Raw genomic sequence first — 17,636 nt, 5'->3', positions numbered from 1 at the left:
CATGACCGCTTCTAACGTCACCACCATCGGCAGTTTCGCCGACGTTCCGCTGCAGGGTGAGGCCGCGACCGTCCCCACCGCCGACGCCGTCGGCACCCACGTCGCCGACGCGGCCCAGGCCCACGGTTACACCGCCGAGCAGCTCACCTGGTCGACCCCGGAGGGCATCGACGTCAAGCCGGTGTACATCGCCCAAGACAGGGACGCCGCGATGGCAGCCGGCTACCCGCTGGACAGCTTCCCGGGCACCCCGCCGTTCATCCGCGGGCCGTACCCGACCATGTACGTGAACCAGCCGTGGACCATCCGTCAGTACGCCGGATTCTCCACCGCCGCCGAGTCCAATGCGTTCTACCGCCGCAACCTGGCCGCCGGCCAGAAGGGGCTGTCGGTCGCGTTCGACCTCGCCACCCACCGTGGCTACGACTCGGACCACCCGCGCGTCCAGGGCGACGTCGGAATGGCCGGTGTGGCAATCGATTCCATCCTCGACATGCGCCAGCTGTTCGACGGCATCGATCTGGGCAGCGTGTCGGTCTCGATGACGATGAACGGCGCGGTGCTGCCGATCCTCGCGCTCTACGTCGTCGCCGCCGAGGAACAGGGCGTACCGCCGGAGAAGCTGGCCGGGACCATCCAGAACGACATCCTCAAAGAGTTCATGGTCCGCAACACCTACATCTATCCGCCGAAATCGTCGATGCGGATCATCTCGGACATCTTTGGCTACACCAGCACCAAGATGCCGAAGTTCAACTCGATCTCGATCTCGGGTTACCACATCCAAGAGGCCGGTGCCACAGCGGATTTGGAGCTGGCATACACGCTGGCCGACGGCGTCGAGTACATCAAGGCCGGGCTCGATGCGGGCCTGGACATCGACAAGTTCGCGCCGCGACTGTCCTTCTTCTGGGGCATCGGCATGAACTTCTTCATGGAGGTGGCCAAGCTGCGTGCCGGCCGTCTGCTGTGGAGTGAGCTGGTCGCCGAGTTCAGCCCCAAGAGCGACAAGTCGCTGTCGCTGCGCACCCACTCGCAGACCTCCGGCTGGTCGCTGACGGCGCAGGACCCGTTCAACAACGTGGCCCGTACCTGCATCGAGGCCATGGCCGCCACGCAGGGCCACACGCAGTCGCTGCACACCAACGCCCTGGACGAGGCGCTGGCGCTGCCCACCGACTTCTCGGCCCGCATCGCACGTAACACCCAGCTGCTGCTGCAGCAGGAGTCCGGCACCACGCGGCCCATCGACCCGTGGGGTGGTTCGTACTACGTCGAGTGGCTGACCCACCAGCTCGCCGAGAAGGCCCGCGCCCACATCACGGAGGTCGCCGAGCACGGCGGCATGGCACAGGCCATCGGTGAAGGCATCCCGAAGCTGCGCATCGAAGAAGCCGCCGCCCGGACCCAGGCCCGGATCGACTCCGGCGCCCAGACGGTGATCGGCGTCAACAAGTACCAGGTGGACGAGGACCAGGAGATCGAGGTCCTCAAGGTCGAGAACAGCCGGGTGCGTGCCGAGCAGCTCGCCAAGCTCGAGCAGCTGCGGGCCGACCGTGACGAGGCCGCCACGCAGGCCGCGCTGGCCGAATTGACCCGTGCCGCAGGCGAATCCGGTCATGCCGGGGAAGATGGCCTGGGCAACAACCTGATGGCGCTGGCGATCAACGCGGCCCGTGCCAAGGCCACCGTCGGCGAGATTTCCGACGCGCTGGAGAAGGTGTACGGCCGGCACCAGGCCGAGATCCGGACCATCGCCGGTGTCTACCGCGACGAGGTGGGGAAGGCCGGAAACGTGAGCACCGCAACCGAATTGGTCGAGAAGTTCGCCGAGGCCGACGGCCGTCGGCCCCGCATCCTGGTGGCCAAGATGGGCCAGGACGGCCACGACCGCGGCCAGAAGGTGATCGCCACCGCGTTCGCCGACATCGGCTTCGACGTGGACGTCGGCTCGCTGTTCTCCACGCCCGACGAGGTGGCGCGGCAGGCGGCGGACAACGACGTGCACGTGGTCGGGGTGTCCTCGCTGGCGGCCGGTCACCTCACGCTGGTGCCCGCGCTGCGCGACGCACTGGCCGAGGTCGGGCGTCCGGACATCATGATCGTGGTCGGCGGCGTCATCCCGCCTGGCGACTTCGACGAGCTGTACGAGGCGGGCGCCGCGGCGATCTTCCCGCCCGGCACGGTGATCGCCGACGCCGCGATCGGCCTCTTGGGCAAGCTCGCCGGCCGGCTGGGTTACCAGCTCTGATGCGCCGAAACGGCATTCCAGCAGGCTGCTACTCGCACTTTTCCTGCTGGAATACCGTTTCGTCGTGACACGACGATGACCACACCAATACCTGAACTCGCAGCCAGGATCCGGGCCGGCGATCGAGCGGCGCTGGCGCGCGCCATCACCCTGGTCGAGTCCACCCGGGCCGACCACCGTGATGCCGCGCAGCAGCTGCTGCTCGAGCTCACACCGGAGGCAGGCCGGGCCCTGCACGTCGGCATCACCGGGGTGCCCGGGGTGGGGAAGTCGACGACGATCGAAGCGCTCGGCATGCACTTGATCGAGCAGGGGCACCGCGTCGCGGTGCTGGCGGTCGACCCGTCGTCGACCCGCACCGGCGGTTCGATCCTCGGTGACAAGACCCGGATGGCGCAGCTGGCGGTGCAGCCGGAGGCGTACATCCGGCCATCGCCGACGTCGGGCACGCTCGGCGGGGTGGCCAAGGCCACCCGCGAGACCATCGTGCTGCTGGAGGCGGCCGGCTACGACGTCGTGCTGGTCGAGACCGTAGGCGTCGGGCAGTCCGAGGTGACGGTGGCCAACATGGTCGACACCTTCGTCTTCCTGACCCTGGCCCGCACCGGTGATCAGCTGCAGGGCATCAAGAAGGGCGTCCTGGAGCTCGCCGATGTCATCGTGGTCAACAAGGCCGATGGTGAGCACGCCATCGAGGCCCAGGCCGCCGCGCGTGAACTCGCCGGGGCGATCCGGCTGATCTACCCGCGCGACACCCTGTGGCGGCCGCCGGTGCTGACCATGAGCGCGTTGCACCGCGACGGCCTGGCCGCGATGTGGGACACCGTGCTCAAACATCGTGAAATCCTCAGTGCGGCAGGCGAATTCGACGCTCGTCGGCGGGCGCAGCAGGTCGACTGGACCTGGACGATGGTGCGGGACACCGTGCTGGACCGGGTGATGTCGAATGCTGCCGTCAAGGCCCATCGCGACGAGGTGGAACGCCAGGTGCGCGAAGGTGAGCTGACGCCCGCGTTGGCGGCGCAGCGCATCATCGACCTCGCGAACTGATCGCGCCGCGTTCCGGTTCGAGATTGCCGCTGGGCCTGTCGGCGCAATATCGGGAACGGGCCCGGGGTGTTTTCGGGTAGCGCGCTGGCGAAACCAATTTCGGGTTGGTTCAGCTGCCTCGCAGGTGTGCCGGAGAAAATGCGGCCCGTCCCGGCTGGCTATCAAAACTCGGTGTGATTAATACCGTGTGAGCACGGGAATCTGCGGGTTGGTAGGTGCTCTCGCAACGAGTTACGCGCGCGTAATTGCGATCTTGAAGTGGCTTTACCGGCGTCGCTGAACCTGTGTATCCAGACTATTTAGCTAACAGATTGATAACGTCGGAGATGATCCGCGGCAGGCGCAGGTCATTATTTGGTAATGACCAACGCAATTCGCCGGGAGCGCAACGTAGCGCCTCTCCGGTCCGCCGGCGGGCCTCTTCCGCATGGCGTTCAAGGTGCCGCTGATCCGAATTTCGCAAGCGTGGTGCGGGCCTTTTCCGCCATGTTCCCCAGCCGCTATCTGGGCGGTGGCGCCCTGTCGGTGTACCTCGACGGCGTTCCCGTCGTCGATGTGTGGACGGGCTGGGCAGACCGGTGGGGTACGCAACCGTGGGAGGCGGATACCGGTGCCATGGTGTTCTCGGCGACGAAGGGGTTGGCTTCGACCGTCATCCACCGACTGGCCGACCGGGGCCTGATCGCCTACGACGCACCGGTCGCCGACTACTGGCCGGCCTTCGCGGCCAACGGCAAGGCCGGCGTGACGGTGCGGGAGCTGATGCGGCACCGCGCGGGACTGTCGCAGTTGAACGGCGCCACGCGGGACGAGCTGATGGATCACCGCCACATGGAGCGGCGGTTGGCGGCAGCTCCGATGAGCTGGATGAAGGGGCGTCCGGCGTACCACGCCATCACCTACGGCTGGCTGTTGTCCGGCCTGGCGCGGGCGGTGACCGGGCAGGGCATGCGGGAGCTGTTCCGCACCGAGCTGGCCGAGCCGCTCGGCGTCGACGGTCTGCACCTTGGGCGCCCGTCGGGCCATGCGCCGACGCGGCCCGCGCAGATCATCGGCCCGCAGTTCCGTATCCGCAATCCGCTGTTCGACGCGGTGGCGCCGCATGTGGCGAAGTTGCCGTTCTCGGGTGGCTTCGGCTCGATGTACTTCACCGGCATGCGGTCGATGGCACAAGGGGACATACCGCTGCTGGATTCCGAGATGCCGGGCGCCAACGGGGTGGCCACGGCGCGATCGCTGGGCCGCCTGTACGGCGCGATCGCCAACGGTGGCCAGATCGACGGCCAGCGCTTCCTGTCCGCGGGCACTGTGGCGCAACTGCGGGGCACCGGCAGTGTGTTTCCGGACCTTGGCCTCGGTCTGCCGATGGACTTCAACCTGGGGTATCACGGCGTGCCGTTCCCGGGCATCCTGCCTGGCTTCGGACACGTGGGCCTGGGAGGGTCGCTGGGCTGGGCAGACCCCGATCGGGGCCTGGCCTACGGCTTCGTGCACAACCGGCTGTTGACGCCGCTGATGGTTGCCGATCAGGCCGGTTTCGTGGCGCTCGGGGCAATGGTGCGACACGGGGTGGCGCAGGCGCGTAGCAACGGTTTCTGTCGAGTGACGGAATTCGGGGCGCCCTATGCCGATCCGGCCCCGGTTGCGGGCTGACGGAGTTTGCGCGCGCGAGATATGCGGCCGCATCGGAAGCGATGCGGACCGCCCTCAGCATGGCACTTTCGAATACACCTAGATGACTGGCGTGTTGATTTTTTGCCCGCATCGAGCGGAGTTCGTCACACTAGATATTTCATACCATTCGTATCGAGCATTGCCCAAAAAGCGATTTTGTGCCCGCAGCCTGTAGTTCTGCGATTTTCTCGGTGTTGCTCAAATTCAAATTGCGATATCCACGCAAACATTTGCCCTGTAACGGCGTCCGCGTGTGCGCGGTGCTGGGGTGAACGATGTTCGCTACGGACCGCTATGCTTCCGCCCCGTGGCTGGTTCGAAAAGGCTCCGAACCAAACCCCTGCGCAACGGCGCGCCGGGCGGGTGGGGCCTTCCGCGGCGAGTGTGCTGCGGATATCCAGTGCCGATGGTCGCCTAGTAGCGATTCGACCGAAACGGGTAGCCCCGAATCGGCGGATCAGTTAATTTGACCCGGTAGGATTTCGAGCCAGTTTGTTTAAAGCGGCAAAGACGATTTCGCAGAGATTTTGAGCGCGGTCTGCAAAGCCACCCGGCACAGCGTGTCGGAGTCCGGCCGGACTGCACGGAGAGGCGGTAGCTAAGTGGGTGGGTCACCGACGACACCCGTCGCGATCATCGGCATGGCATGCCGGCTTCCTGGCGGCATCAGTTCGCCAGAGGAGCTGTGGGAAGCCCTGCTGCGCGGTGACGACCTGGTTACCAAAGTCCCGCTGGAGCGGTGGGACGCCGAGGAGTACTACGACCCGGAACCCGGCGTGCCCGGCCGCTCGGTCTCCAAGTGGGGCGCCTTCATCGATGACGTCGCCGGCTTCGATGCCGACTTCTTCAACATCAGCGACCGCGAAGCCACGGCGATCGACCCGCAGCACCGTCTGATCCTCGAAACCTCCTGGGAGGCAGTGGAACACGCGGGTATCGATCCGGCCACCCTGGCCGGTTCGCTCACCGGTGTGTTCGTGGGTATGACCGCCGGCGACTATCAGTTGCTCGCCGCCGACGCCCACGCCATCGAGGGCCCGTACGGCTTCACCGGCAACAACTTCAGCCTGGCCTCGGGCCGGGTCTCCTACCACCTGGGTGCCCACGGCCCGTCCTACACGGTCGACTCGGCCTGCTCGTCCAGCCTGCTCGCTGTGCACCACGCATGCCGCAGCCTGCACGACGGCGAGAGCAATGCGGCGCTGGCCGGTGGCGTCAACATCATGCTCGAACCGCGCAAGATGTCGTCGGGTTCGGCGCAGGGCATGCTGTCGTCGACCGGCCATTGCCACGCGTTCGACGTGGCCGCCGACGGCTTCGTCTCGGCCGAGGCGTCTGTCATGTTCCTGATGAAGCGCCTGGATGACGCGCAGCGCGACGGTGATCGCGTCCTCGCGGTCATCCGCGGCACCGCGAGCAACCAGGACGGCCGCACGGTGAACATCGCGACCCCGGGCGCGGACGCCCAGGTTGCCGTCTACCGCCGCGCGCTGGACCTCGCGGACATCGACCCCGCCACCGTCGGTTACGTCGAGGCGCACGGCACCGGAACGCCGGTCGGTGACCCGATCGAATACTCAAGTCTGGCAACGGTTTACGGCAAGCAGGGGCCGGTCGTGCTGGGCTCGGTCAAAACCAACGTCGGGCACGCGCAGTCGGCTTCGGGTGCGGTCGGTCTGATGAAGACCGTCCTGGCCCTGCAGCACGGCGTAGTGCCGAAGAACCTGTACTTCAGCGAGATGCCCGCCGAGATGGCGGCGGTCACCAGCGGCCTGTTCGTGCCGACGGACCTCGTGCCGTGGCCGGCCACCGCCGACCATCCGCGCCGTGCCGCCGTGTCCGCGTACGGCCTGTCCGGCACCAATGTGCACGCCGTCGTCGAGCAGGCCCCGGCAGAGTCGTCGCCGCGCGTCGTCGAATCCGAAGGCCAGGGCATTGAGGGCAAACTGCTGTTCCCGGTGTCGTCCACCTCGGCTGAGGAACTGCGCCGCACGGCCGGCAAACTGGCCGACTGGGCGGCAGCCCAGGGCGCGTCCCTTGATCTCGCCGACACCGCCTACACGCTGACCCGCCGTCGCGCCCACCGTCCGGTCCGCGCCGCGGTCCTCGCCGAGGACGCCACGGGTCTGATCCAGGCGCTCCGCGACGTCGCCGACAGCGACACCCCGTACCAGCGCGCGGCCGGCAACGGTGACCACGGCGCGGTGTGGGTGTTCTCGGGCCAGGGTTCGCAGTGGGCGGCGATGGGCGCCGGCCTGCTGGCCGCCGAGCCCGCGTTCGCCGCCGCCATCGCCGAGATCGAACCGCTGATCGAAGCGGAGTCCGGTTTCTCGATCACCGAGGCCATCACCGCCGGTGAGACGGTGACCGGCATCGACCGCATCCAGCCCGCCGTGTTCGCCATCCAGGTGGCGCTGGCCGCCACCCTGCGGTCGTACGGGGTGCAGCCCGGCGCGGTCATCGGCCACTCGATGGGCGAGTCGGCCGCCGCCGTCGTCTCCGGCGCACTGTCGCTGGCCGACGGCGTGAAGGTCATCTGCCGCCGCTCGAACCTGATGCTCAAGGTGTCCGGCTCGGGCGCCATGGCGTCGGTGGAGCTGCCTGCCCAGCAGGTGCTCTCCGAGCTCGGTGCCCGCGGCGTCAGCGACGTCGTCCTGGCGGTCGTCGCCTCGCCGCAGTCGACCGTCGTCGGTGGTGACAAGGACGCCATTCGCGCGCTGGTCAAGGAGTGGGACGAGCGTGGCGTCATGGCCCGCGAGGTGGCCGTCGACGTGGCGTCGCACACCCCGCAGGTCGACCCGATCCTGGACGAGCTGGCCGATGCCCTCGAGGACCTCGAGCCCGACGAGCCGGCGGTCCCGTACTACTCGGCCACGCAGTACGACCCGCGGGACCCCGCGGACTACGACGCCGACTACTGGGTGGACAACCTGCGCCACACCGTGCGCTTCGGCGCTGCGGTGCAGGCCGCGCTGGACGACGGCTTCCGGGTGTTCATCGAGCTGGCCCCGCACCCGCTGTTGGTGCACGCGGTCAACCAGAACGCCGCGCACCAGGACATCGGCATCGCCGCCCTGGCTGCGATGCGTCGCGAGCAGGACGTGCCGAACGGCCTGCGGGACGTCGTGGCCGACCTGCATGTTGCCGGGGCAGCCATCGACTTCTCGGCGATGTACCCGGACGGCGCGCTGGTCGACGTGCCACTGCCGACCTGGACCCGCAACCACCTGATTCTGACGCGTGATCCGCACGAGCAGGCCCCCGGCGGGGCCTCGCTGGCGGTGCACCCGCTGCTGGGCGCGCACGTCCGGCTCCCGGAGGAGCCCGAGCGTCATGTCTGGCAGTCCGACCTGGGCACCGGCATGCAGCCGTGGCTGGGTGACCACCAGGTGCACAACGTGGCGGCACTGCCCGGCGCCGCGTACTGCGAGATGGCGCTCGGCGCGGCCCGTGAGGTGCTGGGTGAGGCCTCCGAGGTGCGCAACGTGACCTTCGAGGCGATGCTGCTGCTCGAGGAGGAGACCGCCGTGTCGGCGGTGGCCACGGCGGTCCCGTCGGGCGACATCGACTTCCTCGTCGAGACCTACCAGGACGGCGAGCAGGTTCGCCGTGCCGGCGCGACGCTGCACGCCATCGAAGACGATGCGGCCCGCCCGGCGTACAACCTGGCCAAGCTGGTCGCCGCGCACACCGCCGATGTCGACGGTGGCGACCTGCGCGCCTGGTTCGCCGATCGCGGCATCCAGTACGGCCCGGCGTTCTCCGGTCTGACGGCGGCCCACACGACGCAAGGCACCACGGTGCTTGCCGCGGTCGCGCTGCCCGGTGCCATCCGGTCGCAGCAGAGCGCCTACACCGTGCACCCGGCGCTGCTCGACGCCTGCTTCCAGGCAGTGGCCGCGCATCCCGATCTGCACGGCGACACCACCGGCGCGTTGATGCTGCCGCTGGGCGTCGGCAAGTTGCGGGCCTACGAGTCGACCCGCAACGCGCACTACTGCTACGTCAAGCTCACCAGCCTGTCGCCGACCGCCGTCGAAGCCGACATCGACGTGCTCGACGAGCACGGTGCGGTGCTGCTCGCCGTGACCGGCCTGCGGCTGGGCACGGGCGTCTCCGAGGAAGGTCAGCGCGAGCGGTTGCTCAACGAGCGCCTGCTGAACATCGAATGGCGCAGCCAGGATGCGCCGGTCGCCAACGTGGTGGATCCGGGCCGCTGGCTGCTGATCTCCGCCGCGGCGGACGCCGACAGCCTGACCGAGAAGCTCTCGGAGGTCCTGCAGTCGGACGAGGCCGATGTCTCCACCATGGCGTGGCCGGCCGACGCCGACCACGCGGGGAACTCCGAAGCGCTGCAGGCCACCTTGACGGCCAAGCCGTTCAAGGGCGTCGTCATCGTCACGGGTGCGCCCGAGGAGTCGGCGGCTGCTGCATCGGCGGCCACCGCGCAGCGCGGTGTGACGCAGGTCGAGCAGCTGGTGCACATCGTGCGCGGGCTGCCGGAGGTGCCGGGTCAGCCGGCCCGGCTGTATGTGCTCACCCGGGGTGCCCGCACCGTGCTGTCCGCCGATGTGGCCAACCTGGAGCAGGGCGGCATTCGCGGCTTCATGCGGGCCATCGGCATGGAGTACCCGGCGATGCGGCCGACCCAGATCGATCTGGACGTGCAGGCCGACGTGGCGCATGTCGCCGCCGAACTGCTGTCCGGCTCGGAAGAGGACGAGACGGCATGGCGGTCGGGCGAGTGGTTCACCGCGCGCCTGAACCTGAGCCAGCTGCAGCCCGAGGAACGTCGCACGACCGTCGTGCGGCCGGAGACCGACGGTGTGCAGCTGCAGATCCGGACCCCCGGCGACCTGTCGTCGGCGGAGCTGGCCGCGTACGAGCGCGTCGCTCCGGGACCGGGCCAGATCGAGGTGTCGGTCGCAGCGTCCAACCTGAACTTCGCCGACGTGCTCGTCGCCTACGGCCGGTACCCGAGCTTCGAGGGCCGGCTGCCGCAGCCGGGCGCGGACTTCGCCGGTGTCGTCACCGCTGTCGGTCCGGGCGTCACCGATCACCAGATCGGCGACCGGGTGGCGGGTATCTCGCTGACCGGTGCCTGGAAGACGTTCGTCACCTGCGACGCCAACCTGGCCGTGAAGATTCCGGACGACCTGCCCGAGGGCAGCGCGGCGGCGGTGCCCAGTGCGCACGCCACCGCGTGGTACGGCCTGCACAACCTGGCCCGCATCCAGGCCGGCGACAAGGTGCTGATCCACTCCGCCACCGGTGGTGTGGGACAGGCCGCCATCGCCATCGCGCGGGCCGCGGGTGCCGAGATTTACGCCACCGCGGGTAGCGACGATCGTCGAAATCTGTTGCGCAGCTGGGGAATTCAGCACGTCTACGATTCCCGTAGCACTGCCTTCGCCGAGGAGATTCGCCGCGACACCGACGGCTACGGCGTCGACGTCGTGCTGAACTCGCTGCCGGGTGCGGCACAGAAGGCCGGTGTCGACCTGCTGACCTTCGGCGGCCGGTTCGTCGAGATCGGCAAGCGCGACATTTACGGCGACACCCGGATGGGCCTGTTCCCGTTCCGCCGGAACCTGTCGTTCTACGCGCTCGATCTGGCCCTGCTGACGTTGACCAACCCCGACGTCACGCGCGGCATGCTGGAGACGATCTTCGGACAGATCGCCGACGGCGTGCTGCCGGTGCCCGACACCACGCACTACCCGCTGAGCGACGCCGCCACCGCCATCCGCGTCATGGGCGCGGCCGGCCACACCGGCAAGCTCGTGCTCGACATCCCGCACACCGGGGAGTTCGAGGCGGTGCTGTCGCCGGAGCACGCTCCCGTGTACCGGGCCGACGGTTCCTACATCGTCACCGGTGGTCTCAGCGGCCTCGGCCTGTTCCTGGCCGAGAAGCTGGCGGCCGGCGGCTGCGGACGCATCGTGCTCAACGCGCGTTCGGAGCCGAGCGCCCAGACCCGGCAGGCCATCGAGGCCGTCCGGAGCAAGGGCGCCGAGGTCGAGGTGGTGTTGGGTGACATTGCCGCCGCCGACACCGCCGCCCGTCTGGTTGCTGCCGCCGAGTCGACCGGCAAGCCGCTGCGCGGCGTGCTGCACGGCGCAGCGGTGGTCGAGGACGCGACGTTGCCGAACATCACCGACGAGCTGATCGAGCGTGACTGGGCGCCGAAGGTGTACGGCGCGTGGTACCTGCACGAGGCGACGGCCGGTGCCGAACTGGACTGGTTCTGCTCGTTCTCGTCGGCTGCCGCGATGGTCGGCTCGCCCGGCCAGGCCGCCTACGCCGCGGCCAACAGCTGGCTGGACGCGTTCACCCACTGGCGACGTGCTCAGGGGCTGCCGGCCGGTGCGATCGCCTGGGGTGCCTGGGCCAAGATCGGTGCCGGGCAGGGGATGGCGTCCGACGAGACCATGGCGATCGATCCGGAGGACGGCGCCTACGCGTTCGACGCGATCATCCGCCACGACCGTGCCTACGCCGGCTACGCGCCGGTGGCCGGGGCCGACTGGCTGGTGGCTTTCGCCCAGACCAGCAAGTTTGCCGAGTCGTTCGCCAACATCGGGCGGGGAGGTGCGGGCACGAGCGAGTTCCTCGCGGAGTTCCACGCACTGTCGGAGGAGGAGCGGCCGGCTCGGCTGAGGCGCCTGATCACCGACGCTATGTCTATGATACTTAGGCGATCTGTCGATCCTGACCGTCCGTTGGCCGAGTACGGCCTCGATTCGCTCGGGGCGCTTGAACTGCGGACACGTATCGAGGCCGAGACGGGAGTCCGGATCGGTTCTTCGGACATCACGAATGTTCGGGCTCTGGCAGACCGCCTGGGGGAGGCGATTTCGACGGCGATTTCGACATGACGGGTCAGGGTAGGGCGTCACAGAAGCCGCACGCTGAATTCACCGAAGCACAGGAGAGTGAGCATGGTTGCGATTAGGACCATCCATGACTGGATGGGTTCCTCGGGTGTTCTGACTTCCTGGAACCCTTCCTCTGCGTCGCTCACCAAGCTGCGCAATGCACCGGTCAGTTCGGTTCCGGTCAGCTATCAGCAGAGCCAGCACATCCGCGCGTTCCGTTCGCACGAGCGCAACGGCACCGACATGGCCCGGCTCAACATCGCGGCCTGGGACATGCCGGGTAAGTGCGACGTCCGGGCGATGACGCACGTCATCAACGCCTACGTGCGCCGGCACGACACGTTCCACAGCTGGTTCGAGCTCACGGACGACGACGCGGTGGTCCGCCGGACGGCGAAGAGCCCGCGGGACATCAAGCTGGTGGCCACCGAGCACGGCGAGATGAACGCTCAGCAGTGGCGTGACCACGTGCTCGCGACGCCCGATCCGCTGCAGTGGGACTGCTTCCACTTCGGCATCATCCAGCGCGACGACCACTTCACCTTCTACTTCAGCATCGACCACGTGCACACCGATGCGTTGCTGATGGGGCTGGTGCTGGTCGAGATCCACCTCATGTACGCGGCTCTGGTCAGTGGCGCTCCGCCAATCCCGTTGGCCGACGCCGGCAGCTACGACGACTACTGCGTCAAGCAGGCGGATTTCACCGCGGCGCTGACGCTGGAGTCGCAGGAAGTCAAGGACTGGATCAAGTTCGCCGAGGCCAACGACGGCACGCTGCCGTGCTTCCCGCTGCCGCTCGGTGACCCGACGGTGGCCTGCGGTGGCGAGATGCTCACCGTCCGGTTGATGGACAAGCATCAGTCGGAGCGGTTCGAGTCGGCCTGCATCTCCGCCGGGGCCCGAGTGATCGGCGGCGTTATCGCCTGCGCGGCGCTTGCCGAGCACGAGCTCACCGGCCGGCCGGTCTACAACGTCATCACCCCGACCACGACGCGCCGCACCCCGGCCGAGTTCATGACGACGGGTTGGTTCACCGGCGTCGTGCCGATCAGCGTCCCCGTGGCGCCGGAGTCGTTCGGCGACACGGCGCGCGCCATGCAGAAGGCGTTCGACGCCGGCATGGACCTCGCGCACGTCCCGTTCGAGCGCGTGCTGGAACTGGCAGAGGGCAAGGTCGACTCGATCCGCAAGGCGGACCCGGGTGTGCCGATGGTGTCGTACCTCGACACCAACCTGCCGCCGCTGTCGCCGGCGATCATGAACGAGTGGGAGCGGCTCAACGGCCGCGTGTACAGCGATGCCCGCTCGGCGTACCAGATCGGCATCTGGGTGAACCGGTCCGAGAAGGAAACGTCGGTCACCATCGCCTACCCGGACAACCCCATCGCCCGCGAATCGGTGGACAAGTACCTGCACGCGATGCGTGCGGTGTACCTGCGGGTCGCCGACGGCGGTTCGGGTGCCGGCCGTTCGGATGCCTTGCGCCACAACGGTTGCCGCAGCGAACTGATTCGAGCTGTGAAGGGCTGATCTGTGACGACCTCCACGCGTCCGTCGCGTGTGCCTTTGTTGCGCCGCTGGCTGGCTGACGGCAACGCCGACGATCAAGGCCGCGTGCTCGACTACGTCGATCAGGCGATGTTCCTGGGTCTGCGGGCCACCGGGCAGGCCGCCGTCATGCAGTGCGTCTGGGTCTACGAGCACCCGGTCGACATGGAGGGCCTGCGCCGGTTCCACTACAACTTCGGTCACGGTCTGGCCGGTCGGCGCATTGAGCCGTCGATCCTGCCGTTCGGCCGGCACCGGTGGGTGTCGTCGCTGGGGCCGCCGGCCCCGATGCGGGTGTACGAGACCGTCCGTCCGCGCGCCGAGCTGGGCGACTTCCTCGACGAACACGCGCAGATCCCGGTCGACCCGGAGTTCGGTCCGGCCTGGCACATGGGGGTGCAGCCGCTCGACGACGGTGCCACCGTGGTCAGCCTGGTCGGATCGCACTGCATCGGCGACGGCGGCGGCGCCATGCTGACGGTGTTCGAGTCGGTGACGGGCCAGGTGCGCGACCTCGGTCTGCCCCAGCCGCGGTCCCGCTCGTCGTTGAAGGCGCTGCGCACCGACTTCCGTCAGACCTTCCGCGACCTGCCCGAACTCGGTCGTTCGATGAAGTCGGCGGCCAAGCAGGCGTACCAGAAGCGCAGCGAGCTGCGGGGCTCCGGAAAATCAGCCGCGGCCCATCTGGATTCGGCCAGTGCCAAGGAAAACCTGGTGGTGCCGGCGATCTTCGCGTTCATCGACGCTGCCGACTTCGAGTCCAGGGCCAAGGCACTCGGCGGAAACAGCTATGCGCTGATCGCCGGGTTCGCCGCTCGGTTGTCCGAGCGGGTGGGCCGCTTCAGTGAGGCCGAAGGCGTGGTGCCGCTGGTCGTGCCGATCAATGACCGCACGCTCGAGGACACCCGCGCCAACGCGGTGCTGATCGGTGACGCCCGGGTCAATCCGAAGGGTGTTGCCGAGGACCTGACGGAAACGCGGGCGATCATCAAGGAAGCCCTGCGGAAGATGCGCGAAGAGCCCGACGAGAAGTTGGAGCTGCTGCCGCTGACGCCGTTCATCCCCAAGCGGGTCGTCACCCAGGCCGCGGATATCGCGGTCGGGTTCGGTGAGCTGCCGGTGTTCTGCTCGAATCTCGGCGTGCTGCCGGACGATCTGGCGCGCGTCGACGGAACGCCGGCCGAGTACGTGATGGCACGCGGCGTGGACGGTCAGGTTCCGCGCGCGGTGATGGAGCACCGCAAGGGCATTCTGACCGTCATCTCCATGCAGATGATCGGCCGGGTGTCGATGGCCGTGATCGGTTACCAGCCGGGCGCCGAGAACACCAAGGCCGCTCTGCGCGCGCACGTGGAAGCGACGCTGGCCGAGTTCGGCCTGTCTGCCGTCTACGAATAACTCCCCGACAATCCCAGTTTCGACAATCGAAAAGTGAAGGGCCAGGTCTATCTTGTCCACTGATACCCGGTCGAAGAGGACCGGCAGCGGCCGGTTCGGCAAGCTGCCGCAGGAGCTGGACCGTCCGCAGGACCGTCTGGACTACATGGACGAGGCGACCTTTCTGTCGTACCGGGCCAGCGGCCGGGTCCAGGTCATGCTGGCGATGTGGTTCTACGAAGGGCCCGTCGATCTCGACGGCCTGCGCCGCTTCCACGCGAACTTCGGCCGGAGCCTGGCGGCCCGGCGTATCGAGCGTTCGCCGCTGCCGTTCGGTCGCGCCCGGTGGGTCGCCGCGCCGGCCGTCGAGCGGCCGCTCGACATCGCCGAAACCGCCCGCCCGCGTTCGGAACTGACGGACTGGCTGGAGGAGCGGTCGCAGATCCCGATCGATCCCGAGCACGGTCCCGGCTGGCACCTGGGCGTCCAGTCGTTCAGCGACGGTTCGACGGCTGTGGCGCTGGCGCTGTCGCACTGCCTGATCGACGGCACCGGAGCGGTGGCCGCGATCATGGAATCGGTCCTGGGTCAGAGCCGGGATCTGGGTTACGCCCAGCCGGGGTCCCGGACCCGGTGGCAGGGCCTCCGCGCCGATCTGCGCCAGGCCCGGCGCGACTGGCCCGAGGTCCGCCGGACCGTCGTGGCCGCAGCGAAGATGCTCCACCGCAGGCGTCACGAGCTCTCCAAGTCGGGGGACACCCGTCCCGCGGTGACGACGATCAACCCCGACGAGCACGTGCTGATGCCGTTCGCCGGCACCCACATCGACGTCGAGCAGTGGGATGCGAAATGCGATGCCCTTGGCGGCAACACCTACTCGCTGGCCGCGGCATTCGCGGCCCGGCTGGGTGTCCGGATGGAACGGCACCGCAAGCACGACAACAACATTGCCCTCATGGTCGCGGTCAACGACCGCACCTCGATGGACGACACCCGCGCCAATGCCATGGCGTTCGCCAATCTGACCGTCGACCCGACCCACGTCGCCAAGGACCTGACGGACCTGCGGGCCGCGCTGCGCACCTCGCTCAGCACGGCCAAGGAGCAGCCGGACGAGTCGTTCGTCCTGCTGCCGCTGACGCCGTTCATTCCGCTGCGCGCGGTCGACAAGACGGCTGACCTGGTGCTCGGTGACATGCCGGTGACGTGCTCGAACTTCGCCGAGCTGCCGGACCTGATGTGCCGGCCCGACGGCGTCAACCAGGCGACGTTCCTGAACTGCTGGGGTGTCGAGCAGAACGTCAAGCGGGCCGACATCGAGCGGCCCGGCGGCCTGCTCGTGGTCGCGTCCGGCCGGTACAACGGCCGGGTGAACCTCGGGATCGTCGGCTACCAGGTGGGGGCCGAGAACACCCGGGCCGTGCTGCGCGAACTCGTCCAGCAGACGCTCGACGAGTTCGGCCTCACACCGCTCACCCTCTACTAGAGGCGGTCGCGCCCAGGCCGCTATCTGGCCTGGGCGGCCTTCTCCAACAGATCCGCGGTGCGTGCGACGCTGTCCGCGGGCTTCGTCATGCGCGCGGCGGCGGCCCGGACCCGCTCCGCACACTCCGGCTGCAGCGCGGTGCGCAGGGCGGCCTTCAGCGATGCCGGCGTGGTCTTCGAAAAGCGGCCTGACGCCCCGAGTTTCAGCTTCTTGATCTGCCCGGCCCACACCGGCTGGTCGGCGCTGACCCACAGCACCACGGTCGGGACCCCGGCGCGCAGCCCTGCCGCGGTGGTACCGGCACCGCCGTGATGCACCAGTGCCCGGCACAGCGGGAACACCGCGGCATGGTTGACGGCACCGACCAGCTTCACGTGGTCGCCCAGCACGGTGTCCGGCAGGTCCCAGACACCCGAGCTGATCAGCGCCCGCTCGCCGAGCTCGGCGCACACCGTGTCGATCATCGCCACGGCGTCGGCGGGGGATTCCACCGGCATGCTGCCGAAGCCGAAATAGATGGGCGGCTTTCCGTTAGTGATCCAGTCCATGACGTCCGCGTCGGTGTCGGTCTGCAGTTCCATCGACATGGACCCGACCAGGGGCTTGGCGTCGCCGTATTCGGCCGCCAGCCCGGGGAACAGCACCTCGTCGTAGGCCTGGATTTCCAGTGCGCCGCGGTCCTCGATGCGGCGGACGGCCCGCACGGTGGCCGGCGGCAGCCCCAGGGTGCGCCGCTGGATGTCCTCGGCCTCCTTGAGCATGCGCCAGTGGAACCACTCGCCGACGGCGAAGCCGCGGCGGATCAGCGGCAGCGGCAGCGGTACCGGCAGCACCTGACTGTTGGGGCGGAACGGGAAGTAGTGCAGGGCGGCCAGCGGGATGTCGAAATGCTCGGCGACGTTGGCGGCGACCTCTTGGTAGGTGGTGCCGGCGAGGAGCAGATCCGCGTCCGCGGCGACCTCGGTCAGGGTGGCGTTCATGTCCTGCCAGCCCTGGGTCATGTAGTCCCGCAGTTCGCGCACCGCATTGATGGGGTTCTTGACGCTCAAATGGTCGCGAAAGATGTCGGCATCGAGTTGCTGCTGAGAATCCACGCCGTAGCTGGCGGGTTCGGGAAGACCCGCCGAAGCGACGAATGACACCAGATTCGGCGGCACGGCCATGCGCACTTCGTGGCCGCGACGCAGCAATTCGCGGGCCACGGCCCCGCTGGGCTCGATGTCTCCGCGCGTGCCATGGATGGCGATAGCAAACTTCACAGGACGCCACACATATCGGTCTGCCGCTGATCTCCGCATTGCTGGGACATGAATGGCAACAAGGATGCTCCGCGCCCGGGGGCGTGGCGGAGGGTGGATGACTTCATCAG

8 protein-coding genes are annotated in these 17,636 nt (G+C 68.3%); 7 read left to right on the top strand and 1 reads right to left on the bottom strand.

What is annotated here, in order from left to right:
* Position 1 precedes the first annotated feature (1 nt).
* The 7 genes from scpA to A7G45_RS17345 all read left to right on the top strand — a co-directional run bounded on the left by scpA (position 2) and on the right by A7G45_RS17345 (position 16,267).
* The gene (gene scpA / locus A7G45_RS17375; protein ID WP_110789195.1) at positions 2–2,251 is read left to right on the top strand and encodes a methylmalonyl-CoA mutase; all 2,250 of its coding nucleotides are present in this window, start codon (positions 2–4) and stop codon (positions 2,249–2,251) included.
* A gap of 75 nt (positions 2,252–2,326) precedes the next feature.
* The gene (gene meaB / locus A7G45_RS17370; RefSeq protein ID WP_043987444.1) at positions 2,327–3,301 is read left to right on the top strand and encodes a methylmalonyl Co-A mutase-associated GTPase MeaB; all 975 of its coding nucleotides are present in this window, start codon (positions 2,327–2,329) and stop codon (positions 3,299–3,301) included.
* 360 nt (positions 3,302–3,661) lie between these two features.
* Complete coding sequence (lipL, locus tag A7G45_RS17365; RefSeq protein WP_260938887.1) at positions 3,662–4,954, top strand: esterase/beta-lactamase LipL; 1,293 nt, start codon at positions 3,662–3,664, stop codon at positions 4,952–4,954.
* Positions 4,955–5,577: 623 nt separating this feature from the next.
* Positions 5,578–11,853, top strand: a complete 6,276-nt coding sequence (gene pks2, locus A7G45_RS17360; RefSeq protein WP_260938886.1) for a sulfolipid-1 biosynthesis phthioceranic/hydroxyphthioceranic acid synthase — start codon at positions 5,578–5,580, stop codon at positions 11,851–11,853.
* Between the two features lie 63 nt (positions 11,854–11,916).
* Complete coding sequence (locus tag A7G45_RS17355) at positions 11,917–13,386, top strand: condensation domain-containing protein (protein WP_260938885.1); 1,470 nt, start codon at positions 11,917–11,919, stop codon at positions 13,384–13,386.
* A gap of 3 nt (positions 13,387–13,389) precedes the next feature.
* Positions 13,390–14,802, top strand: a complete 1,413-nt coding sequence (locus A7G45_RS17350) for a hypothetical protein (protein WP_260938883.1) — start codon at positions 13,390–13,392, stop codon at positions 14,800–14,802.
* A gap of 52 nt (positions 14,803–14,854) precedes the next feature.
* On the top strand, positions 14,855–16,267 hold the full coding sequence (locus tag A7G45_RS17345) for a hypothetical protein (RefSeq protein WP_260938882.1): 1,413 nt from the start codon (positions 14,855–14,857) through the stop codon (positions 16,265–16,267).
* Between the two features lie 20 nt (positions 16,268–16,287).
* On the opposite strand, the gene A7G45_RS17340 is transcribed toward A7G45_RS17345, so the two are convergent.
* Complete coding sequence (locus A7G45_RS17340) at positions 16,288–17,526, bottom strand: glycosyltransferase (RefSeq protein WP_260938880.1); 1,239 nt, start codon at positions 17,524–17,526, stop codon at positions 16,288–16,290.
* Positions 17,527–17,636 lie beyond the last annotated feature (110 nt).

Source organism: Mycolicibacterium llatzerense (assembly GCF_025331195.1).
Lineage (GTDB): Bacteria > Actinomycetota > Actinomycetes > Mycobacteriales > Mycobacteriaceae > Mycobacterium > Mycobacterium llatzerense.
The sequence above is the reverse complement of the archived record's forward strand: the minus strand, read 5'-3'. Positions and strand labels throughout refer to the sequence as shown.